The organism is Butyrivibrio hungatei (assembly GCF_001858005.1).
GTDB lineage: Bacteria > Bacillota > Clostridia > Lachnospirales > Lachnospiraceae > Butyrivibrio > Butyrivibrio hungatei.
Map to the genome: position 1 here is coordinate 602,686 of NZ_CP017831.1, position 22,315 is coordinate 625,000.

General features: G+C 42.0%; 21 protein-coding genes and 1 riboswitch (1 of these 22 cut by a window edge). Of the genes, 20 read left to right on the forward strand and 1 reads right to left on the reverse strand.

All coding sequences use genetic code 11. The features are described from left to right. The first annotated feature begins 57 nt into the window (after positions 1-57). The 10 genes from bhn_RS03185 to bhn_RS03230 all read left to right on the forward strand — a co-directional run bounded on the left by bhn_RS03185 (position 58) and on the right by bhn_RS03230 (position 12,447). Positions 58-1,797: a phospho-sugar mutase gene (locus bhn_RS03185; RefSeq protein ID WP_071175341.1), complete on the forward strand. Its 1,740-nt coding sequence runs from the start codon at positions 58-60 to the stop codon at positions 1,795-1,797. Between the two features lie 27 nt (positions 1,798-1,824). After that, positions 1,825-3,228 carry a glycosyltransferase family 2 protein gene (locus bhn_RS03190; RefSeq protein ID WP_071175342.1) on the forward strand — a complete coding sequence of 468 codons (1,404 nt, stop codon included), beginning with the start codon at positions 1,825-1,827 and terminating at the stop codon, positions 3,226-3,228. A 3-nt stretch (positions 3,229-3,231) separates the two neighbouring features. Continuing rightward, positions 3,232-4,203, forward strand: coding sequence for a glycosyltransferase family 2 protein (locus tag bhn_RS03195; RefSeq protein ID WP_071175343.1), 972 nt, complete (start codon positions 3,232-3,234; stop codon positions 4,201-4,203). Further along, on the forward strand, positions 4,200-5,606 hold the full coding sequence (locus bhn_RS03200; RefSeq protein WP_071175344.1) for an undecaprenyl-phosphate glucose phosphotransferase: 1,407 nt from the start codon (positions 4,200-4,202) through the stop codon (positions 5,604-5,606). The genes bhn_RS03195 and bhn_RS03200 overlap by 4 nt, the downstream gene beginning before the upstream one ends. 81 nt (positions 5,607-5,687) lie before the next feature. Further along, the gene (locus bhn_RS03205; RefSeq protein WP_071175345.1) at positions 5,688-7,031 is read left to right on the forward strand and encodes an LCP family protein; all 1,344 of its coding nucleotides are present in this window, start codon (positions 5,688-5,690) and stop codon (positions 7,029-7,031) included. 95 nt (positions 7,032-7,126) lie between these two features. Continuing rightward, positions 7,127-8,056, forward strand: coding sequence for a glycosyltransferase family 2 protein (locus bhn_RS03210; protein ID WP_071175346.1), 930 nt, complete (start codon positions 7,127-7,129; stop codon positions 8,054-8,056). Positions 8,057-8,066: 10 nt separating this feature from the next. Continuing rightward, positions 8,067-8,720: a GTP pyrophosphokinase gene (locus bhn_RS03215; protein WP_071175347.1), complete on the forward strand. Its 654-nt coding sequence runs from the start codon at positions 8,067-8,069 to the stop codon at positions 8,718-8,720. A gap of 313 nt (positions 8,721-9,033) precedes the next feature. Beyond that, positions 9,034-9,456, forward strand: coding sequence for a hypothetical protein (locus bhn_RS03220; RefSeq protein ID WP_148661906.1), 423 nt, complete (start codon positions 9,034-9,036; stop codon positions 9,454-9,456). Between the two features lie 23 nt (positions 9,457-9,479). Then, the gene (locus tag bhn_RS03225) at positions 9,480-11,069 is read left to right on the forward strand and encodes a LysM peptidoglycan-binding domain-containing M23 family metallopeptidase (RefSeq protein ID WP_071175349.1); all 1,590 of its coding nucleotides are present in this window, start codon (positions 9,480-9,482) and stop codon (positions 11,067-11,069) included. Between the two features lie 88 nt (positions 11,070-11,157). Next, positions 11,158-12,447, forward strand: a complete 1,290-nt coding sequence (locus bhn_RS03230) for a UDP-N-acetylglucosamine 1-carboxyvinyltransferase (RefSeq protein WP_071175350.1) — start codon at positions 11,158-11,160, stop codon at positions 12,445-12,447. Positions 12,448-12,483: 36 nt separating this feature from the next. Here the strand turns inward: bhn_RS03230 and bhn_RS03235 are convergent, their stop codons facing one another. Next, a complete protein-coding gene (locus bhn_RS03235) occupies positions 12,484-13,578 on the reverse strand; it encodes an HD-GYP domain-containing protein (protein ID WP_071175351.1) in 1,095 nt (364 codons plus the stop codon). A 172-nt stretch (positions 13,579-13,750) separates the two neighbouring features. Then, positions 13,751-13,868: riboswitch (FMN riboswitch) on the forward strand. Between the two features lie 113 nt (positions 13,869-13,981). On the opposite strand from bhn_RS03235, the gene bhn_RS03240 reads away from it, so the two are divergent. The 10 genes from bhn_RS03240 to bhn_RS03285 form a co-directional block, all read left to right on the forward strand. Next, positions 13,982-14,767 (forward strand): ECF transporter S component, encoded by a 786-nt coding sequence (locus tag bhn_RS03240; RefSeq protein ID WP_083385671.1) that lies wholly within the window; start codon positions 13,982-13,984, stop codon positions 14,765-14,767. 108 nt (positions 14,768-14,875) lie between these two features. Continuing rightward, positions 14,876-15,313: a tRNA (adenosine(37)-N6)-threonylcarbamoyltransferase complex ATPase subunit type 1 TsaE gene (gene tsaE / locus bhn_RS03245; protein ID WP_071175352.1), complete on the forward strand. Its 438-nt coding sequence runs from the start codon at positions 14,876-14,878 to the stop codon at positions 15,311-15,313. A gap of 12 nt (positions 15,314-15,325) precedes the next feature. Next, positions 15,326-16,540, forward strand: coding sequence for a tRNA (adenosine(37)-N6)-threonylcarbamoyltransferase complex dimerization subunit type 1 TsaB (tsaB, locus tag bhn_RS15665; protein ID WP_071175353.1), 1,215 nt, complete (start codon positions 15,326-15,328; stop codon positions 16,538-16,540). Between the two features lie 3 nt (positions 16,541-16,543). Further along, positions 16,544-17,470, forward strand: coding sequence for a ribonuclease Z (locus bhn_RS03255; RefSeq protein ID WP_071175354.1), 927 nt, complete (start codon positions 16,544-16,546; stop codon positions 17,468-17,470). A 14-nt stretch (positions 17,471-17,484) separates the two neighbouring features. After that, on the forward strand, positions 17,485-18,066 hold the full coding sequence (locus bhn_RS03260) for a DUF6715 family protein (protein WP_071175355.1): 582 nt from the start codon (positions 17,485-17,487) through the stop codon (positions 18,064-18,066). A 6-nt stretch (positions 18,067-18,072) separates the two neighbouring features. Further along, a complete protein-coding gene (locus bhn_RS03265) occupies positions 18,073-18,963 on the forward strand; it encodes a ChbG/HpnK family deacetylase (RefSeq protein ID WP_071175356.1) in 891 nt (296 codons plus the stop codon). A gap of 52 nt (positions 18,964-19,015) precedes the next feature. Then, positions 19,016-20,116 (forward strand): tRNA (adenosine(37)-N6)-threonylcarbamoyltransferase complex transferase subunit TsaD, encoded by a 1,101-nt coding sequence (gene tsaD / locus bhn_RS03270; RefSeq protein ID WP_071177413.1) that lies wholly within the window; start codon positions 19,016-19,018, stop codon positions 20,114-20,116. A 281-nt stretch (positions 20,117-20,397) separates the two neighbouring features. Further along, positions 20,398-21,105, forward strand: a complete 708-nt coding sequence (ispD, locus tag bhn_RS03275) for a 2-C-methyl-D-erythritol 4-phosphate cytidylyltransferase (RefSeq protein ID WP_071175357.1) — start codon at positions 20,398-20,400, stop codon at positions 21,103-21,105. Between the two features lie 19 nt (positions 21,106-21,124). Then, complete coding sequence (locus bhn_RS03280; RefSeq protein WP_071177414.1) at positions 21,125-22,231, forward strand: glycosyltransferase family 4 protein; 1,107 nt, start codon at positions 21,125-21,127, stop codon at positions 22,229-22,231. A gap of 17 nt (positions 22,232-22,248) precedes the next feature. After that, positions 22,249-22,315, forward strand: partial view of an acyltransferase gene (locus bhn_RS03285; protein WP_071175358.1) — the beginning only. The gene runs 440 nt beyond the window's last position; the window shows 67 of its 507 coding nt (coding positions 1-67); it begins with the start codon at positions 22,249-22,251; its stop codon lies beyond the right edge, outside the window.

Consider the following 22,315-nt stretch of genomic DNA (forward strand, 5'->3'; position numbering starts at 1 on the left):
TGAATTGGGGATATATGATATAATTTTTGTGGTATATGTGCACAGGAGGACAATGTAATGAGTGAAGCAACAAAACAGTTTGAATATTGGCTTAATGATTCATACTTTGACGATGATACAAAGCAGGAACTTATGGCAATTCGTAACAACGAGGCAGAGGTAGAGGATCGTTTCTACAGAGAGCTTGAGTTTGGTACAGGCGGACTTCGTGGTGTTATCGGTGCCGGAACTAACAGAATGAACAAGTACACTGTACGTAAGGCTACACAGGGACTTGCTAATTATATTAAAAAGAATGGTGGAGCAGATGCTGCAAAGAAGGGCGTAGCAATCTCTTATGACTGCAGAAGATTTTCACCTGAGTTTGCTGAGGAGACAGCTCTTTGTCTTGCAGCTAACGGAATCAAGGCTTATGTAAGTGATATCCTTCGTCCTACTCCAGAACTTTCATTTGCTCTTAGAGAGTTTGGATGTATCGCAGGTGTTATGGTAACAGCTTCTCACAACCCACCTGAGTACAATGGTTACAAGGTATACTGGCAGGATGGCGCGCAGGTTACTCCACCTCACGACACAGGCATTATCAAAGAGGTCATGTCTATCACTGACTACCACGAAGTTAAGACAATGTCTAAAGAAGATGCTGTTGCCCAGGGACTTTATGTTTCATTTGGCGAAGAGATCGATGACAAGTATATGGTAGAACTTAAAAAGCAGATCATTCATCAGGATGTTATTGATGAGATGGCTGACAAGTTCACTATTGTTTATACACCATTCCACGGAACAGGAAATCTTCCTGTTAGAAGAGTGCTTAAGGAACTTGGATTCAAGAATGTATTCGTAGTGCCAGAGCAGGAAGCTCCAGATCCAGATTTCACAACTCTTGCTTATCCTAATCCTGAGGATCCAAAGGCATTCGAGCTTGCTCTTAAGCTTGCAAAAGAGAAGGATGCAGATATCGTACTTGCAACTGACCCTGATGCAGATCGTCTTGGAATCTATGCAAAAGATACTAAGACAGGCGAGTATATTGGATTTACAGGAAACATGTCTGGAATGCTTATCGGCGATTATATCTTAAGAGAGCGCACAGCTACAGGCACAATGCCAGCTAACCCAGCATTCGTTACTACTATCGTTACAACAAATATGGCTAAGCCAGTTGCTACCAAGTACGGATGCCACTATATTGAAGTTCTTACAGGATTTAAGTACATCGGTGAGCAGATCAAACTCTTTGAAGAAAATGGCCAGTCTCACAACTATGTATTTGGTCTTGAGGAGTCCTATGGATGCCTTGCTGGAACACATGCAAGAGATAAGGACGCTGTTGTTGCAGTTATGTGCCTTTGCGAGCTTGCAGCTTTCTACAAGAAGCAGGGCAAGAGCGTATGGGATGCTATGATAGATCTTTACGAAGAGTACGGCTACTACAAAGAGGGCCAGTATTCAATCACTATGAAGGGTAAAGAGGGAGCTGAGCAGATTGCTGCTATCATGGACAAGCTTCGTAAGAACCCTCCAAAGGAATTTGGTCAGTGGAAGGTTGAAGAGTTCAGAGACTACAAGACTGGTAAGACTCTTGATATGGCTACTGGCAAAGAGGGAGAGACAGGTCTTCCTACATCAAATGTTCTTTACTTTGCACTTAACAATGATTCCTGGTGCTGCGCAAGACCTTCAGGAACTGAACCTAAGATCAAGTTCTATATGGGTGTAAAGGGCAAGAACCTTGAGGATGCTGAGAAACTTCAGGCAGAATTAACACAGGCTGTTAAGGATGCAGTAGGCTAACTTCACTATAAAAAAGGATAGACAATTATGGGTATAAAAAATGCGGCTAAAAAAACAATAGCATATGCTAAGCGCAACGGTGCTAAAGCCGCATTTTTTGCTGCCTTTGAGAGAGTTTCAGATACTTTAAATGAAAAATATGATTATATTCCTCTTTCTGAAGACGTATTAGAGGAACAGAAGAGGGAATATAAGTCACTTGCAGAATCAGGAGGCGCTATGCGTTTTAGCATTGTAGTGCCTCTTTTTAATACTCCTGAAAAGTACTTAAAGGAGATGATAGATTCTGTTGTGGCTCAGACCTATGGCAACTGGGAACTGGTACTTGCTGATGCGTCTCTATCTGAGTCAGAGACTGTCAAGGAATACACCAGGGTTGATCCCAGGATCAAGTACTACCATCTTGGAAGCAACGATGGAATATCAGAGAATACCAATAAGGCTATTGAGAAGGCAAAAGGGGATTATATAGGTCTTTTGGACCATGATGATACTCTTACGCCAGATGCCCTATATGAGGTGGCAAGAGTTATCAGAAAGAGCATGAAGCAAAATAAACTTGCCCAGTTCTCTGTATGTCCTATTCGCCTTATCTACTCAGATGAGGACAAATATGACGATGGCAAGGGTGCCTACTACGAGCATCACGCCAAGCCATCTTTTAACATGGACTATTTATTGTCCAACAACTATATCTGCCACTTTGCAGTTATGAGGGCAGATATCCTGAAAAGACTCAAACTTCGCGGCAAGTACGACGGAGCACAGGATTTTGATCTCTTCCTTAGATGTTGTACAGAGGCAGCTTTGTCCATGACAATGGCAAGCGGCCAGATTGCACATATAGATAAGGTTTTGTATCACTGGAGATGTCACAGAGGCTCAACAGCAGCAAATCCTGCCAGCAAGATGTATGCTTATGAGGCTGGCCAGAGGGCTGTAAGAGATGTTCTTCATGAAAATGGCGTTAAGGCAGATGTGGCGCAGATGCCTCACCTTGGATTTTACAGAGTCTTGTACGAGCCTGATGTCTTTTCACTTAGAAGCGATGTGGGAATCATCGGCGGCAAGATACTTAATAAAAGAGGCAGGATCGTTAGCGGCAATTTCAAGAAGGACGGAAGCATCAGGTACAAGGGACTTCCTCTTGGATATAGCGGCGGATTTCAGCACAGAGCTGTTCTCCAGCAGGACTGCGCAGCTGTAGATGTGAGATGCATGGCAGTCAGGCCTGAACTTCGAGCAGCCTACCAGCAGATCACTGGATTTGAATACAAGGACACCTTCTATGAAGGCGGAGAAACAATAGATGATAGATTTAAGGCTTTTAGTGAGGAGACAATTGCTGCTATGAGTCTTAAACTTGGGGAAGAGGCCAGGAAGCAGGGCTTCCGCGTTATGTGGGATCCTCAGGTTATCAAAAGGGTTTGATATATGAGTAAAGTTACCGTTGTAATACCAAATTATAATGGAAAAAAATATATTCCAGATTGCATAAAGAGCCTTAAAAAGCAGACTTTTAAGGATTTTACAGTGACTGTTGTGGATAACGGCTCAACTGATGGAAGCATTGAACTTATAAAAAAGGATTTTCCTGAAGTTAAGGTTATTGAGCTTAATGACAACACAGGCTTTGCTAATGCAGTAAATGTGGGAATAAAGGATGCTGACAGCCCTTATGTATTTCTTTTAAATGATGATACAAGGTGCGACGAAGAGGCAATTGAGAAGCTTGTTGCATGTATGGACAAGCGAAAGAAAGTGTTCAGCGCTCAGGCCAAGATGCTTCAGTTTAAGGAACCACACAACATTGATGATTGTGGTGATCTTTACTGCGCCTTTGGATGGGCATTTACTCCTGGCAAAGACAAGGATAACACGCATTTTAATAAGATAGATGCTGTTACTTCTGCCTGCGCTGGTGCAGCTATGTACAGAAAAGAGTACTTTGAGATAGTTGGCTATTTTGACGAAGCACATTTTTGCTACCTTGAGGATGTGGACCTTGGCTATAGAGCAAGGCTTAAAGGATTTGTTAATGTCTGCGAGCCTTCAGCCATTGTTTATCACGCTGGAAGTGCTTCAAGCGGATCAAGATACAATGCATTTAAGGTTGAACTAACTGCAGGAAATAATTTATACTTAATCTATAAAAATATGCCTGTATTTCAGATAATATTAAATTTGCCTCTGATATTACTTGGCATTATCATTAAGCATGTCTTTTACGTGAAAAAAGGACTTGGAATGGCTCATATCAAGGGGATAATGAAGGGCTTTTCCAAGATATTTGCCGGCTCTCAAAAAAGAGTCAGATTTGGCAAAAAAGAACTGTTTGGCAGCTTGAAGATGCAGCTTGAACTGTGGATCAACCTGGCCAGACTAGTTGGGGTAGTTTTACTATGATCAAGGACAATCAGGTACATTTAAATAGAGCGCACGTAGTTGTGGACGGGCTTATCGTAGCCGGTTCCTACGTGGCATCATATTTTGTAAGATTCGGACTATTATGGGGGGACAGAGATCACGCGGAGCATTTACCAATGCTTACGTACTTTTCTGTACTCTATTTTTTAGTCCCTGCGTATCTGTTTTTGTATTATATGGTTCAGCTCTATACTTCCAGGAGAGCACTTAGGCTTTGGGATGAGTTCATGGACATTGTCAAAGCCAATATCATGGGAATACTTAGTTTTCTTGTGATCTTGTACATGATCCATCAAAACAACTTCTCCCGTGGAATGATCGTTATATTCTTCTTTATTAACGTTCTTCTGACGACAGTTTCGAGAGGCTTCCTCAGGAAATTCCTCAGATACATCAGGAAAAAAGGTTATAACATGAAGCATATCCTTCTTGTTGGCTATTCAAGGGCAGCAGAGGGGTATATCAGCCGAATTTTGGATAATCCTCAGTGGGGATATGAGATTGCAGGCGTTTTGGATGACTTTGTGCCAATTGATACAAGTTATCACGGTATCAAGGTAGTGGGCAAGATCGAGCAACTCTCAGAATATCTTGAAAACAACAATTACGATGAGATCACTATCACGCTTCCTCTGGATGATTACGACAGACTTGAAGAGCTTGTGGCTCAGTGTGAGAAATCCGGCGTTCATACCAAGTTCATTCCGGACTATTCATCTCTTTTTCCAAGCAATCCGTACACAGAGGATGTTCAGGGACTTCCTGTTATCAATATCAGATACGTTCCATTATCAAACTCTTTTAACAGAATGGCTAAAAGAGCTGTGGACATCGTGGGTTCACTGTTTGCAATCATCTTATTCTCACCAGTCATGCTGATCGCGGCTATTGCAGTTAAGACAACCAGCAAGGGACCAATCATTTACAAGCAGGAGAGGATCGGACTTAACGGTGTTCCATTTAAGATGTACAAGTTCAGGACTATGAAAGTCCAGTCAGAAGCTGAGGAAAAGAAGGGTTGGACTACCAAAGGAGATCCACGAGTTACTAACGTTGGGGCGTTTCTTAGAAAGACAAGTATCGATGAGATGCCTCAGTTCTTTAATATTTTGTTTGGCCAGATGAGTATTGTGGGCCCTAGACCGGAGAGACCACAATTTGTTGAGAAGTTTAAAGAGCAGATACCTCGTTACATGGTAAAACACCAGGTTCGTCCAGGTCTTACAGGCTGGGCTCAGATAAATGGATATCGTGGAGATACATCAATTAGAAAGAGAATCGATTATGATATCTATTATATTGAGAACTGGTCTATGTCTTTTGACATAAAAATTATGCTTGGTACCATCAGATACGGGTTCATTAATAAGAACGCATATTGATAAGGGTTGTATATTTTGCACATTTGTGGCATAGTATACTAATGGTTTACAATACATTTTGTTGGGACAAGGAGAATTATTATGTCAAATCGCGACGATGAGTACTACGAGAGAGACAGCAGAAGATCATCTCGAAATGATGACAGATATAGGGATGATAGAAGACCATCTCGAAGTAACGACAGACGTTATAGGGATGATTACGATGATTATGGAGACAGACCTGCAAGGAGATCTGAAGGATCCAGCAGATCACACAGTTCATCAGCAAGTAGATCAAGAAGCTATGATTCAAGAAGTTCAGCATCCAGAAGCTCTTCATCAAGAAGCAGCAGTAGCAGACCTTCTTCATCAAGAAAGTCTTCAGGATCAAGGAAGAAAAAGAGTAACAAGAAAGCAATCGCTATTCTTATTGCAGAAGTATTGATCGCATGCATCTTAGTTGTTGTAGCATACCACGTATTCTTCAAGGTTGACGTTACCAAGGTTGGTAAGGTTAACATGAACGAGGAAAAGATCACAAGCTCCATCAGTGAACAGGCTGCAGCCAATGAAGAGATGAAGAGCTACACTAATATCGCCCTCTTTGGTGTTGACTCCCGTGAAGGAGCACTTACCAAGAACACAAGATCAGATACTATCATGATTGCTTCTATCAATAATGAAACAGGCGATATCAAGCTTTGCTCAGTATATCGTGATACATACCTCAATCTTAGTAACGACAGCTACACAAAGTGTAACGCAGCATACGCCGAGGGCGGTCCAGAGCAGGCTATTTCAATGCTTAACATGAACCTCGATATGGATATTGAGGATTTCATCACTATCGGATTCAGAGGTCTTACTGATGTAGTAGATGCTCTTGGTGGTGTAGAGATCGAAGTTACAGATGCTGAGATCCCTCACCTTAACAGTTATCAGCAGACCATGGCTACAGAGCTCAAGCTCAACTATACACCTGTTACTTCAGCAGGCAGACAGACACTTAATGGTCTTCAGGCAACAGCTTACTGCCGTATCAGATATACAGCAGGTGATGACTTCAAGAGAGCTGAGAGACAGAGAACAGTCCTTATGGCTTGCCTTGAAAAGGCTAAGGGCATGAGCTATTCACAGCTTGAGACAGTTGCCAACAACGCATTTAATGAGACATATACATCACTTGATCTTTCAGAGATCCTTGATCTTCTCAAGAATATCGCTAACTACAATGTTATCGATCACGGCGGATTCCCAGAGGAGAGCATGAGAGCTACTGGAACAATCGGTAAGAAGGGAAGCTGTGTAGTAGCAGTTGACCTTGCTAGCAACGTTAAGTGGCTTCACCAGTTCCTGTTCAATGACAGCAACTATGAGGTATCTCCTGACGTTCAGAAGTACAGCGACAAGATCAAGTCTGATACATCCCAGTATCTGAACTAAAGTTTATACTTTGATTTACTAATGGGGCGGGGTCTAGATAGAAAGAGCCCGCCCCATTTTACGTGAAAGCGCTTACGCGCAAAGGATAAAGATATATGAACACTATTGATGTAATTATACCTACCTACAAACCTGATCATTCTCTTTTCACTTTGATCGATGATCTTGAGAAGCAGTCCGTAAGACCTGATCATATCATCATTATGAATACTGAAAAGAAATATTGGGATCAGCTTTTGGAAAAAACAAAAGAGAATCCGCAGGATAAGTATGATAATATTATTCTGGAACATGTGACAAAGAAGCAGTTTGATCATGGAAATACTAGAAATGAGGGAGTAGCTCTTTCTAAGGCTGATTACTTCCTTATGATGACTCAGGATGCATTCCCTAGGGATAAAATGCTGATCGCAAGCCTTTCTAAGGCTATGGACAGCGATGTAGCTGCAGCTTATGCAAGACAGTACCCAAAGACAGATTGCAACCTTGCAGAGAGATATTCAAGAAAGTTCAACTATCCAAATGAGCCAATGAAGAAAACTCAGAAGGATGTTGAAAGGCTTGGTATCAAGACTTACTTCTGTTCTAATGTATGTGCAATGTACAGAAGAGACATCTATGAAAAACTTGGCGGATTTACCAAAAAGACAATCTTCAACGAAGATATGGTCTATGCAGGAACAGCCTGTCAGAATGGTTATGCGATCTGTTATGTTCCTGAAGCTGGTGTTATTCACTCACACAACTATAGCTGCAAGCAGCAGTTTCACAGAAACTTTGACCTTGGTGTATCCCAGACTGATCATCCAGAGATCTTTGGAGGAATCAGCTCAGAGGCTGAGGGCAAGAAGATGGTGAGACAGACTATCGATCATTTCAGACATATCGGAAAGTCTTATCTGATCCCACATTACATTATTATGTGTGGCAGCAGATGGCTTGGTTACAAATTGGGAAGGAACTACAAAAAGCTCCCACGTTCATTTATTCTGGCTTGTACCATGAATAAGGACTACTGGGTATGAGGGATTACTTATGGAATTGGATTTAGCAGCAAGTAGTACAAATATCACAGATGACATTAATACTTGGGAAGAAGTTAACCTTCTTTATAATGCTGCTCTCAAACAGATCACTACCAAGATCGAGATCTTGAATGAGGAGTTTCAGGAGGTTCACAGATATAACCCTATCGAGCATGTTAAGGCAAGGGTTAAGGCTCCAGAGAGTATAGTTAAAAAGCTAAAGAGAAACGGATATGAGTCTACTATCGGCAATATGGTTCGTTACGTCAATGATATTGCCGGTATCAGAATTATCTGTTCTTTTACTTCAGATATTTACAGGATTGCTGAGATGATCAGTAATCAGAAGGATATTCAGGTCATTACTGTTAAGGATTATATTATGAATCCAAAGAACAGCGGATACAGAAGCTATCATATGATAGTTTCGCTTCCTGTATATCTTTCAGACAGAATCGTGAACGTTAAGGTTGAGATCCAGATCAGAACTGTAGCCATGGATTTCTGGGCTTCACTTGAGCACAAGATCCAATACAAGTTCGAGGGAAAAGCGCCTGGACATATTAACGAGGAACTTACTGAATGTGCGGAAATGGTTGCTAATCTCGATGCACGCATGCTTCAGTTAAATGAGGAAATTCTTGCCATAGAAGGGGAGCATTGAGCTTCCCTGTGGCTTTTGACATAAGCTCTTTTGACAGAGCCCATTAATGAGGAGTGGCCAGACACGGTTTCCCGCACCTGGCCTATTATGAAAAAATCTATCTTTCTTATTCAGTATTGCCGTATCGCTTTCGGCTATGTTATTAATATACAAGGTAATTATGAACAAATTATGAACTGATTATGAATAAATAGTAAAAGTGTACAACAAAAGATTTTTTTCAAATATAATCTTGTCTAATTTGCATAATGAATGCTAAGCTATTATGTATGCAGAATAGAAGGAGAAGTAACTTATGTTGGGAGGAAATATTGTGGATAACATTATGGATAAACTTGCGCAGAAGTTAAGTGCTCAGGAAATGATCAAGGCTAATTCACAGGCTGAGGTCGAGTCTGCTATAAGTGATGCTACAGAAATCTTTACCAAAAAGATGGATGAAGCCACAGATTCTTTTACCAGGAAGGTAGAAGATGCTCTGACCAAGAAGATGGAAGAGAGCGACTCCAAGACTCATGATGTCGGAGTTCAGACATATCGTAATGTACAGGCTCTTATAAATAAGCAGCAGGAGAAGACTGCAGAGGAGTTTAAGGAGTTGGATTCCAAACTTGAGACTCTTCAGTATGCAGTTGAGAGCAAGAATAGTGGTCTTTTACCACTTATTATCGTCACTCTTCTTGTTGCGGGAGCTGATCTTGTAATAAATATTTTGAGAATTTTTGGAATTCTATAATTACTACGGAAAGATTTTTTGCTATGAATTTTAGAAATACGGTTTTTAGAAATAAGATTAGAATATGGTTTTTGCATTCTACTCTTATGGTCATATTTTTGTGGATATTGCTGATGCCCAGCATGGTTAAGTACCAAAGGGGCGGGAACAACATTTTTACCATCCTGATGAATGGACAGCCTGTAGGAACAGTTGCCTCCAAGGATGATGCGTATGATGCCTACAGAAGAGCCAGGAGAGCTATTGCCTCAAAAAGTGACGAGCTTACGCTTGCTACATCAGATCTTGCTATAGAAGGCAGCAATGTGTTATTTGGTACTGTTGACTCCACACAGGAAGTTGCTGACAACATGACAGAGGTTTTGAAGGGAAGTGTCAAGTCAACTCTTAACAGAGCTTATTCTATCAAGATCAATGAGTTTTCCGTTAATCTTGCTGATATCAGTGAGGTTATGCAGCTTCTGGAAACAGCTCTTTCTAACTATGACACCGATGATGAGTATGATGTTGATCTTGTGCTTGATCCTACAAGAGAAGTAAACGTATTAACTCCTGTTGTTCTTAGCAAAGAGGAAGTTGAAAAGAAGGAAGAGGACGAGAGAACGGCCCTCCCTGAAGCAGGCGTTTCACAGATGCTGACACAGACAGTCAAGGAAGCTGCTCCAATTGCTTATGACAAGGATTTCTCAGACTATGATCTGGGACTTATGAGCATCGACTTTGGTGACAAGGTTGAGATCGTAGAGAGTTACCTTCCTGATTTCGAGATCACTGACCTTGGGACTGCTGTTGATGATGTTACCAAGGACAAAGAGACAAATCAGATTTATGAAGTACAGGCAGGCGATACACTTAGTACTATCGCAGCCAAGTATGATCTGACTGTTGCAGATCTGATCGCAATGAATGAGTCCCTGGAGGATGAGTTCACAAGGATCAGAACTCAGGACGAACTTATTGTTACTGTTCCAGAACCTGAACTTTCAGTAGTTTATACAGTTCAGGAGTATTATGAAGAGGACTACGAGGCTGAAGTTCAGTACGTGGACAATGATTCATGGTACACAACCCAGAGCAAGGTTATTCAGGAGCCATCTGCCGGACACAGAAAGGTAGTTGCGCAGATCACATATACAGATAAGAGTGAGACTTCTAGAGAGATCGAGAAGGAAGAGATCACTTACAAGGCTGTTCCTAAGATCGTAGAGAGAGGGACTATCGTTCCTCCTACATACATCAAGCCTATTTCTGGTGGACGTCTTACATCAGGATTTGGTAAAAGAAACAGACCTACCAAGGGCGCTAGTTCTTACCACAAGGGTGTTGACTGGGCTACTCCAGTTGGTACAGCTGTTCTTGCTTCTTCATCAGGTACTGTTACAAGAGCTGGTTGGGGAAGTGGATACGGTTACTGCGTATATATCAAACATCCAGATGGAAGAGAGACCAGATACGGACATCTGTCTAAGGTATTAGTAACTGTTGGACAGAGTGTAAGTCAGGGACAGAAGATTGCACTTTCAGGAAATACCGGTGTTTCAACTGGACCACACCTTCATTTTGAGATCCTTGTAAATGGTTCTCAGGTGAACCCGCTTAATTACCTGAACTAAGTCCATTTCTTTGACACACTACTAATATTGTGATATTAATAGTATTTGGCGAATATGTTAATTTTGTGAATTTTGGGATGGGAGTCCTATGGAAAAATATGTAATAAAAGGCGGAGTTCCGCTGGTTGGCGAGGTAGAGATTGGCGGTGCCAAAAACGCAGCTCTTGCTATCCTTGCAGCCGCAACCATGACGGATGAGACCGTATATATAGATAATATGCCAGATGCTTCTGATACTAATGCTATGTTACAGGCAATCGAGAGTATCGGTGCATTTGTTGAAAGAACTGGCAGGCATTCAGTCAAGATCAATGCCTCACAGATCCGTAATTATACAATTGAAAACGATTATATCAAGAAGATTAGAGCATCTTATTACCTTTTAGGAGCCCTTCTTGGTAAGTACAAACAGGCAGGAGTTGCTCTTCCAGGCGGATGTAACATTGGACTTCGTCCTATTGACCAGCATATCAAGGGCTTTACTGCTCTTGGAGCTAAAGTTACTATTCAGGACATCATCCATGCTAAGGCTGATCGTCTTGTAGGTAGTCACATCTACCTTGATGTTGTCAGCGTAGGTGCTACTATCAATATCATGATGGCTGCAGCTATGGCAGAGGGCAAGACTATCATTGAGAACGCTGCCAAGGAGCCACACGTAGTAGATTTTGCTAACTTCCTTAACAGTATGGGAGCTAATATCAAGGGTGCTGGTACAGATGTTATCAGGATCGTTGGTACCAGCAAGCTTCACGGTACAGAGTATACAATCATTCCTGACCAGATTGAGGCAGGAACATTTATGCTTGCAGCAGCTGCGACTAAGGGTGATATAACAGTCAAGAATGTTATTCCCAAGCACCTTGAGTCTATCAGTGCCAAGCTCATAGAGATGGGATGTCAGATACATGAATCTGATGATGCTGTCAGAGTAGTGGCTACTAAGAGACTTACTAACACACACGTTAAGACTCTTCCATATCCAGGATATCCTACAGATATGCAGCCACAGATTACTGTAGCACTTGGACTTGCAAGTGGTATCAGTATTGTTACAGAGAGTATTTTCGAGAATAGGTTTAGATACGTTGATGAGCTTACCAGAATGGGAGCCAGCATCAAGGTTGAGGGTAGCACAGCTATCATCGAAGGTGTAGACAAGTACACCGGAGCTACAATCTCAGCACCAGACCTTCGTGCTGGAGCAGCACTTGTAATTGCAGCTCTTACAGCAGAGGGCTATTCAACAGTAGAGGATATCAAGTACATTGAGAGAGGCTACGAGGACTTCGATCAGAAACTCCGTGAACTTGGCGCTCATATCGAAAAGGTTGATTCCGACTACGACGTACAGAAATTTAAATTAAAGAACGCTTAAAATAATAGAACCTAGGACTTATGTCCTAGGTTCATTTTATAATATTTCCTCAATATAGACGTTGTGCGTCTTGGAAAGGTCTATGTATTGATTTCCAATCTTAATAGTTGGTTTGGATAAGTTATTGCGGTTTATGAAGATGATCTCGCCAACTTCGCCGGTGTTTAGACGAACTGTGTCAGAAATGTAGGTGTTAACTATGTTTTGAAGGAAGGCTAGTATCATTTCTGAATCATATTTTTGGAAACCGTCCTCTTCAAAAGTTGCTATGGCAATAAACGGACAAAGGGGGCCTCTGTAATAACGGGCACTAGTCATGGCATCATATACGTCTGCAATTGCTATAAGCTTGGCAAATTTGTCCATTTGAGGGCCTGTGAGCTTACTTGGATAACCTGTGCCATCACATCTTTCGTGGTGCATAAGAACAGCATTTTTGACGTGATTACTAAGAGGAAAGTCTTTGATGCAATCGTAGCCAATCTGAGGATGCTTTTTTATTTCGTCATATTCTTCAGCGGTGAGCTTGGTTTTCTTTTTGATAATGGAATCCGGGATCATCAGCTTTCCAATATCATGGAAAAGACCTGCCTGAGTAGCAAGTTCGATCTCATCTTTATCATATCTGAGCCACTGAGCCAAAATATTGGAAATCAGGGCTACATTTATGCAATGAGCATAGGTTGCGTCATCATATTGTCTTAAATTGTGGAGCATATCAAAAACAGAATTTGTGTTTTTGTTTTTACTCATAAGCTGATAGATTGGAGCCATCAGCTCATCTAACTCAAATTCTTTATTCTTTGCCAAAATGTCATTTAAAGTATGAGCATACTTTTCAGTACAGTTTTCAAAGTCCTGTTTGAATTCTCTAAACTCTTTTGAGGCTTGTATCCTCTTTGATCTGGTTTCTTTGTGGAGATTTGGAAGATCAGGCGGAGGAGTAGGGGTACTTTGCACAGGCTGCGTCTCAACAGATACTTCATTTACAGAATAAAAAGTGAGCCTTGCAATATCCTTACTAGAAAGAATGTCGCCTTTTTCAAATAAAGGTATTTTATTTTCACTAACAAAGACATCTTCTGCCAATATCATTCCAGGCATCAATTCTTTGACATCAAATTTTTTCATAAGTCACCTTTAGACGATAAAGCATATATACTCAGTATAAATATACGCAAAAGCCTTGTCAAACAAGACATGGGAAAGAAATTGGGGAAAAGACAACTTGATTTAGTGTATGCTTATTGCACAACACTCTTGACATAATTGCAAATACCAACTATCATTTCTATTAGAAAATATAATTCTTCGGGGCAGGGTGTGATTCCCAACCGGCGGTATAGTCCGCGACCCACTTAGGTGGCTGATTTGGTGAGATTCCAAAACCGACAGTATAGTCTGGATGAGAGAAGAATGAGTATGAGCTTTGTTTGTAGTGCCCCGAGTCTATTAATTAGACTTGGGGCTTTTTTATTCAATTATTACAACACGACAAGGCGCAGTTTCATTCCCCGAACCTAAGGAGGAAGAAATGAAAGAAAAACAGAGTCTATTTAGCCTGATCACAGGCAACTGGCAGCATTTCCTTGCGCTGGTAGTACTAATGGTGATTGCATTTGCAGTCAGCATCTTTGCGGAGAAGCTTGCTTCCAAGAAGGATTTGAAGGAAGGCAAGGAACCAGAGAAGCTTCTTAGCATCAGAAAGGTTTCCATTATTGGAGTCTTTTCAGCAATAGCATTTGTGCTTATGCTTATTGAATTCCCACTTCCAATCGCACCATCTTTTTATAAGTTTGACTTTAGCGATATTCCAGCTCTTGTTGTTGGATTTGCAGCAGGACCATTTGCAGGTGTTATGGTTGAGTTCATAAAGGTTACCCTCAATATTCTTTTACAGGGAACCACATCAGCTTTTGTCGGTGAGATTGCAAACTTCCTGATTGGAGCATCCTTTGTATCAGTTGCATCTATCATTTACAGATTTAAAAAGACAAGAAAGACTGCACTTATTGGCTGTCTTGCAGCAACGCTTTTTATCACATTTGCAGGAGCATTCCTTAATGCGTATTTCATGATTCCAGCTTACGCCCTTATGTTTGGCGGAGTTGAGAATATTCTGAGTGCAGGAACAGCAATCTATTCATTTGTAGATAATGTCTTTACATTCTGCCTGTTCTGTGTAGCACCATTTAACCTTGTAAAGGGAATCGTTCACAGTGTTATCACTTTCCTTATTTATAAACAGCTAAGTCCAATCCTCAAGGCAGAGGCTTTTGGACCAGCAAAGAAAAGTAAGACAGTAGCAGCAAACGAGTAATAAAGCAAATTCCACCTATAATGTTTAAAAAGGGCTTCGGTTATTTACCGAGGCTCTTTTTGTGATATACTACAAGTGGATTATTATGACTTTTTTTGCGAGGAAGATATGGGAATTGTTACTAAACTCGAGACCTTCAGTGCGGAGGAGACCTTTGAAGTCGGAAAGAGAATAGGTGAGAGCGCTACTCCTGGAATGGTGTACACTCTTGTAGGCGACCTTGGAGTCGGCAAGACAGTGCTTACACAGGGAGTTGCCAAGGGACTTGGAATTGATGGCCCTGTCAGCAGTCCGACTTTTACCATAGTTCAGGTACACGATGGCGGAAGACTTCCATTTTATCACTTTGATGTATACAGGATCGGTGACGTCAGTGAGATGGATGAGATTGGCTATGAGGACTATTTTTATGGCGATGGCATCTGCTTTATCGAGTGGGCCAATTTAATAGAAGAGATCCTGCCTGAACATTATACAGAGATAGTTATTGAAAAGAACCTTGAAAAGGGCTTTGACTATCGACTTATTACAATGACCAAGAAATGATGTGAGAAAACAATGAAGATTTTATCAATTGATACATCGGGGCTAGTAGGTGCGGTTGCCATTACTGATGGCGATATGCTTGTCTCACAGTTCTCGATACAGTACAAAACTACACACTCAGAAATTTTGATGCCTATGCTTGATAATATGGCAAAAAAGATCAATCTTGACCTTTCTACCATTGATGCAATAGCTGTGGCTATGGGCCCTGGCTCTTTTACCGGACTCAGGATTGGAAGCGCGACCGCCAAAGGTCTTGCTCTTGCCCTTAATAAGCCCATCATACCAGTGCCTACTGTTGATGGAATTGCTTATAACTTATATGGAATTGAGAAGATCATCTGTCCTATGATGGACGCCAGAAGGAATCAGGTGTACACAGGTCTTTATACCTTTGTGCCCAAGACACCTGAGGGAAAGAGCCTTGAGAGGACCTTTGATATGATGGTTCTCCATGAGCAGTTTGCTACATCTGTTGAGAATATCGCAGATGAGATCAACAAGATTGGCAAGCCGGTAGTTCTTTTGGGGGATGGCGTTCCAGTTTATCATGACAAGCTTGAGGAACTCATCAAAGTTCCTTATTCTATAGCACCGCTTCACCAGAACAGACAAAATGCAGCAGCTCTTTCTGCTCTTGCAGCAGTGTATGCTGAGGAAGGCCGCATGATATCTGGGGATGATTTTGCACCTGATTACTTGAGACTCTCACAGGCTGAGCGCGAAGCCAAGGAAGGTAAGGATACTGAGGCTAAGCCTGACAAGGCTAGAAATGCAGCTCCTGGAATCATCAGAGTTCGCGAGATGACTGCAGAGGACATTGATGATGCCTACAATTTGGAACAAATGAATCTGGGAAAAGAGGCGTGGAACAAGAAGCAGCTTCTGGATGCCCTTACAAGAGACGATACCATTTACCTTGTTGCTGAAAAGGCAGGAAGGATCGTGGGACTTTGCGGAGTTCAGAATATATCAGGCGAAGGCGAGATCACAAATGTGTCTGTTTCTCCTGATACCAGAAGAGAAGGCGTGGCCTACAAGATGCTCAGACAGCTCCTTGAAAGGGGCAAGGGCATTGGAATTGAGAGCTATACTCTGGAAGTTAGAGCAGCTAATGCACCTGCCATAGCTCTTTATGAGAGACTTGGATTTGTCAGCGAGGGAGTCAGACCTGGCTTCTATGACGAGCCCAAGGATGATGCTGTTATATATTGGAAAAGGAAATAATTTATGATAGATGTATGTTTGCTTGGAACTGGCGGAATGATGCCTCTTCCAAATCGTTTTCTCACTTCTTTGAATGTGAGATACAACGGCAAGTGCGTGCTGATCGATTGCGGTGAGGCTACGCAGATTGCCATGAAAAAGAAGGGAATAAGCGCAAAGCCTATTGATATTATCTGCTTTACTCATTATCACGCAGATCACATCAGTGGCCTTCCTGGTCTTCTTCTTACAATGGGAAACGCAGAGAGGACAGAACCTCTTTTAATGATAGGACCAAAGGGACTTGAAAAGGTAGTTAATTCCCTTAGAGTCATTGCTCCGGAGCTTCCATTTGAGATTAAGTTTAAAGAGCTTACGGAACCGGAAGTCGAATTTGAGCCAGATTCTGAGAATATGCCGGGATTTAGTATCAAAGCATTTAGAGTTAATCACAACATTACCTGCTATGGCTACAGCATGTCCCTTAAGAGACAGGGCAAGTTCAATGTAGAAGCGGCACAGGCAGCAGGTATCGACAGAAGATATTGGAATAGCCTGCAGAAGGGCGCAGAAGTTACAACAGAGGATGGAAGGGTGTTCACGCCAGACATGGTTCTTGGTGAAGCCAGAAAGGGCATCAAGCTTACCTATGTTACGGATACAAGACCTACAGACAGCATTGTAGCTAACGCGGCAGGCTCAGATCTTTTCATATGTGAAGGTATGTATGGCGAGCCAGACAAGATTGCCAAGGCAAAAGAATACAAGCACATGACATTCTATGAGGCAGCCAAGATGGCCAAGAGTGCAGAGGTAAAAGAGATGTGGCTTACTCACTACAGCCCATCACTTGTTAATCCTGCAGAATTCATGCAAGAGACCAAGAAGATCTTTGCAAATACAGTGGCAGCCAAGGATGGACGAAGTGTTGAACTACGTTTTGAAGACTAGAAAGTGAGGGGAACATGGAAAAGGGCGGTACAAAATCAGCAATAATAAAGTCAATTGTCTTAGTAATGCTGGCAGCGATCATTATTCTTGGATTCTATCTTCTTTTAACCAGGAACAAAAAAGCTCCGGATGAGGAAAACTATGTTTTGACCACAGTTGATGAGATCACAACAACGGATCTTAGCAAAAACTATCCTGCTAATCCTAGAAAGGTTGTAGACCTCTACGCCAAGATCATGCAGACTCTTTACAAGGAAGAGTATACAGACGAGCAGGAGACCAAGATGATTGATGTTCTGGGCGGCATTTTTGATGATGAGCTTAGAGAGAATCAGTTCAATCTTCAGTCTTCTATCAAGAATGAGGTTTCAAGCAGAAAGGCTGAGGACTACGGCATTTCAGCCTATGCTGTTCAAGAAAAGAATCCGGAGATCTTTACCAAGGATGGCCGCGATATCTGTTCTGTTGATTGCCTTTTTACCATGAGAAAAGGAAGCCAGAGAATCCTTCTGTATTATCAGTTCGTTTTGAGAAAAGACGATGAGGGCAGATGGAAGATTCTGGGCTGGATAACAAAAGATAACAACGAGGGTTAAGTAAAAGTGATAGAGTATCATGCTGATGATTATGGCCTTTTTCCAGAGCAGAGTAGGCACATAATCGATTGTTACAGGACGGGTGCGTTAAATGGCATTAGTATCATGCCAAACAGCCCATATTTAAAAGAATGTATGGATGAGATCGCTGACATTAGGGGAAAGCTTCTTGTTACGGTCCATCTTAATATAGTAGAAGGAAAGCCCTTAATGGACGACAAGGTTCCAAGACTTATCGACAAGCTTGGGAATTTCAATGACAGCTTTGTGAAGCTTTTTTTCATAAGCTATATTCCGGTTCTAAGGCTTTTTTACCGCAGAGAACTAAGGAAGGAGATCGCTGCACAGATAAAGGCCTGTGAGCCATATATGAACGGCGATAGCTTCAGAATTGACGGACATGTGCATTATCACATGATTCCTGTGGTCTTCGATGCACTTATGGATGTCATCAAGGAAAAAGAGCTGAAGGTTTCGTATATCAGATTCCCTAGAGAGGAAATTTCTGTTTACCAGAAAGCCAAGAAGAACATCAAGGACGTGAAGCTTCTTAATATTGTGAAGGTTATGGTCCTTAATTGTCTTGTTCGCAGAAATCAGCGCAAATACGCTGAAGATCTTGCTGGAATGAACCTTGAGAGGAAGATGTTCATGGGAGTTATGTTCTCTGGACATATGTTTTATGAGAATGTTAAGGCACTTTTGCCTATCGCAGCTGATACCATGGCAGATAAGGGCTTTAATGAGATGGAGGTTCTTTTCCATCCTGGCGATGTGTCCCTTGAAACGGACATTATCCAGCTTACCAGCAAGGATGACAGAGAATTTTTGACAAGTAGTAATAGGTTAAAAGAGGCAGAGGCGCTAAAGAAACTTGGAAGTAACCTTAAGCGCTGAGGAATTAGTAATGGAAATTAAGAAAAACGTAGAAGATGACGGTGTTATCTTCATGTCTATAAAAGATAATAAGGGCGAGGAGGCCAAAGAGTCTGTTTCTAAGAAAGAAGGAGACGTGACTATCCTTGCTATTGAGAGTTCATGTGATGAGACAGCGGCAGCGGTTGTGAGAAACGGCCGCGAGGTTCTGTCTAATATCATATCTTCGCAGATCGCTCTTCATACTATTTACGGCGGCGTTGTACCGGAAATTGCATCCAGAAAGCATGTTGAGAAGATGAACGGATGCATCAAGACTGCTCTTTCTGAAGCAGGAGTTACCCTTGATGATATTGATGCAGTTGCTGTAACCTACGGACCTGGCCTTGTAGGAGCTCTTTTGGTGGGCGTTTCTGAGGCTAAGGCTATTGCATTTGCTACTGGAAAGCCCTTAATTGGCGTTCATCACATTGAGGGGCATATTAGTGCCAATTTTATTGAAAATAAGGATCTGGAGCCTCCATTTGTGTGCCTTGTGGTATCTGGTGGACATTCACATCTTGTAGTTGTTAAGGATTATGGTGAATATGAGATCATCGGTCAGACAAGAGACGATGCAGCCGGCGAAGCTTTTGACAAAGTGGCAAGAGCGATAGGCCTTGGATATCCTGGAGGACCAAAGATCGACAAGGCAGCAAAAGAGGGTAATCCTGATGCCTTCACATTCCCACAGGCCAAGATTGACGATGCGGAGTATGATTTCTCTTTTAGCGGATTAAAATCATCAGTACTTAACTATATAAACCAGGCCAAGATGCAGGGGCAGGAGCTTGACCAGGCTGATGTTGCGGCGTCATTCCAGAAGGCTGTAGTGGAGGTCTTAGTATCTCATGCTATCAAGGCCTGCAAGGAATATGGATACAACAAGCTTGCGATAGCCGGAGGCGTTGCGTCTAATTCCGGGCTTAGAGAACTTATGGAAAAAGAGTGTGCGGCTAACAAGATCAGTTTTTACAGACCATCACCTGTTCTTTGCACGGACAATGCGGCAATGATCGGAGCAGCGGCTTACTACGAATACCAAAAGGGTGTACGTTTCGGCCTTGACATGAACGCAGTGCCAAACCTTCCTCTTGGAGACCGCGAACGCAGGTATCATGGAAGGGTACGTTGAAAAACGTTTATTATAAGTGGTTTACAATCATTTCAGGGACGCTTTCGCTCAGCTGTGCTTCGTCACGTTACTAATGTCCTTGAAAAACAGGACATAAGTAACGACGAGCACAGATGCCCTGAAATTGCTTGTAAACGCACATTATAATGAACCTTTTTCAACTTACATCATGAAAACGAATGTGTATAAATGCACATGAGAAATGGTGCATATGAGTAGAAATATATGTGGATAAGAGTATATAGAAGCAAATATATAGTGGATAACTATAGGAGTGAGGTATGAAAACAGTTGCGGTGGTGTTGGCTGCAGGTAGTGGTAGTAGGATGCAGTCGGATGTTAAGAAGCAGTATATGGAGATTGGTGGAAAGCCGCTGATCTATTACTCTTTGAAGGCATTTGAAGAGAGCGTTATTGATGATATAGTGCTCGTGGTCTCAAGAGGGGACGTTGAGTATGTTCGCAAGGAGATTGTGGAGAAGTTTGGTTTTCAAAAGGTTACTGCAATAGTTGAGGGCGGCCTTGCGAGATATCACAGTGTGAGACTGGGATTACAGGCAGCAGCTCCTGATTGTGACTATGCATTTATACATGATGGTGCCAGACCTTTTGTGACAGAGGATATTATTCTTAGGGGACTTCATGCGGTTAAGGAGTATGGTGCCTGTGTAATTGGCATGCCTGTTAAGGATACCATCAAGATTGCAGATGACAAGGGCTTTGCTAGCATGACACCAGACAGGGACAAGACATGGCTTATTCAGACGCCACAGATCTTTTCCTATAAGATGATACTTGACCTTTATCAGAGGCTTGACCGCGAAGAAGGCGAGCTTATTGAAAAGGGTATCAATATTACTGATGATGCTATGGTGGTAGAGTATTTCTCAGATAAAAAGGTTAAGCTTGTTGAGGGCTCCTATACTAATATAAAGATCACTACACCGGAGGATATTCCTGCAGCGGAAGCTATTCTTAAAAATATGTGAGCTGCATGGTGCGATGGGGATGAACACTTTAGATAACAACAAAAAGAGAATATGTATGATCGTTCAGCAGCCGGACGTGCAGGGCGGGATAGCAGCGGTTACTAGCGGCTATTACGGAAGCGTCCTGGAGCAGGACTACGATATACGTTATGTGGAATCTTATTGTAATGGCTCAAAACTTAAAAAGCTTACTAAGGCTCTTAAGGGATATGCAGAGTTTTCAAAGGTTTTAAAAGAGTTTAAGCCTGAACTGGTTCACATGCATACTTCCTTTGGTGCAAGCTTTTATAGGATGCAGCCATTTCTTTTTATGGCTAAAAAACGCGGCATTCCGGTAGTGGATCACCTTCACGGGGCAGATTTTAAGTCTTTTTACACAGAGGCATCAGATAAAAAGAAATCTACTATCAAGAAGATATACGGCAAATTCGACAGGATAATCGTGCTATCAGAAGAGTGGAAAACTACCATGTCTGAAGTCGTTTCTGTGAATAAGATGACCGTTATCGAGAACTACTCCAAGCCTCTTAAGGAGGATGAAGTAGAACCATTAGTAGACAAGCGTTTTGCAGACAAGAAGGTTCTTTTCCTGGGAGAGCTTGGGCAGCGTAAGGGCGGATATGACTTTGCTGATATTGTAAAAGAGGCGCAGTCAAAAGATCCTGATATCAAGTTTATATTCTGTGGAAGCGGCTCTGAAGCAGATGAAAAGGCCATAAAAGAGGCTGTATATGGAGCTTCAAAATCTAATAGAGAAAAAATCTCTTTTCCGGGATGGGTTCGAGGCGCAGATAAGGACAAGTTCCTGAGGGAGGCAGCTCTTTTCATGTTGCCTTCATATCAGGAAGGGCTTCCAATGTCTATCTTGGATGCTATGGGCTATGGACTTCCTATCGTATCAACGGAAGTTGGCGGCATTCCACAGCTGGTGGATGAGGGCGTGAGCGGAAAGTTGTCTAAGGCAGGAGATACTAAGGCTATAGGATCAGCTATTGCAGATCTGTTAAAAGATAGATCTAAGTATGAAGCGGCTTCTAAGGCTAGTTTGTCTATCGCCAGAGAACGTTTTGGATTTGATGCCCATGTGGAAAGGCTTGAACGAGTGTACGAGGAAATCTTGAAATAAAGAATGTGAGGGACTTTATGAGATCACCGTTTTTGTATTTAAAAAATGCAATAGGAATGGGATTTAGAAAACTCAGATTTGGCG

What these genes read in the sequence shown, in the direction of transcription:
- tsaB (WP_071175353.1), top strand. Translation starts at nt 15,326, where the DNA reads ATGAAGATTTTATCAATTGATACATCGGGGCTAGTAGGTGCGGTTGCC.
- bhn_RS03190 (WP_071175342.1), top strand. Translation starts at nt 1,825, where the DNA reads ATGGGTATAAAAAATGCGGCTAAAAAAACAATAGCATATGCTAAGCGC.
- bhn_RS03185 (WP_071175341.1), top strand. Translation starts at nt 58, where the DNA reads ATGAGTGAAGCAACAAAACAGTTTGAATATTGGCTTAATGATTCATAC.
- bhn_RS03235 (WP_071175351.1), bottom strand. Translation starts at nt 13,578, where the DNA reads ATGAAAAAATTTGATGTCAAAGAATTGATGCCTGGAATGATATTGGCA.
- bhn_RS03260 (WP_071175355.1), top strand. Translation starts at nt 17,485, where the DNA reads ATGGAAAAGGGCGGTACAAAATCAGCAATAATAAAGTCAATTGTCTTA.
- bhn_RS03210 (WP_071175346.1), top strand. Translation starts at nt 7,127, where the DNA reads ATGAACACTATTGATGTAATTATACCTACCTACAAACCTGATCATTCT.
- tsaE (WP_071175352.1), top strand. Translation starts at nt 14,876, where the DNA reads ATGGGAATTGTTACTAAACTCGAGACCTTCAGTGCGGAGGAGACCTTT.
- bhn_RS03205 (WP_071175345.1), top strand. Translation starts at nt 5,688, where the DNA reads ATGTCAAATCGCGACGATGAGTACTACGAGAGAGACAGCAGAAGATCA.
- tsaD (WP_071177413.1), top strand. Translation starts at nt 19,016, where the DNA reads ATGTCTATAAAAGATAATAAGGGCGAGGAGGCCAAAGAGTCTGTTTCT.
- bhn_RS03195 (WP_071175343.1), top strand. Translation starts at nt 3,232, where the DNA reads ATGAGTAAAGTTACCGTTGTAATACCAAATTATAATGGAAAAAAATAT.
- bhn_RS03215 (WP_071175347.1), top strand. Translation starts at nt 8,067, where the DNA reads ATGGAATTGGATTTAGCAGCAAGTAGTACAAATATCACAGATGACATT.
- bhn_RS03255 (WP_071175354.1), top strand. Translation starts at nt 16,544, where the DNA reads ATGATAGATGTATGTTTGCTTGGAACTGGCGGAATGATGCCTCTTCCA.
- bhn_RS03240 (WP_083385671.1), top strand. Translation starts at nt 13,982, where the DNA reads ATGAAAGAAAAACAGAGTCTATTTAGCCTGATCACAGGCAACTGGCAG.
- ispD (WP_071175357.1), top strand. Translation starts at nt 20,398, where the DNA reads ATGAAAACAGTTGCGGTGGTGTTGGCTGCAGGTAGTGGTAGTAGGATG.
- bhn_RS03230 (WP_071175350.1), top strand. Translation starts at nt 11,158, where the DNA reads ATGGAAAAATATGTAATAAAAGGCGGAGTTCCGCTGGTTGGCGAGGTA.
- bhn_RS03200 (WP_071175344.1), top strand. Translation starts at nt 4,200, where the DNA reads ATGATCAAGGACAATCAGGTACATTTAAATAGAGCGCACGTAGTTGTG.
- bhn_RS03280 (WP_071177414.1), top strand. Translation starts at nt 21,125, where the DNA reads ATGAACACTTTAGATAACAACAAAAAGAGAATATGTATGATCGTTCAG.
- bhn_RS03225 (WP_071175349.1), top strand. Translation starts at nt 9,480, where the DNA reads ATGAATTTTAGAAATACGGTTTTTAGAAATAAGATTAGAATATGGTTT.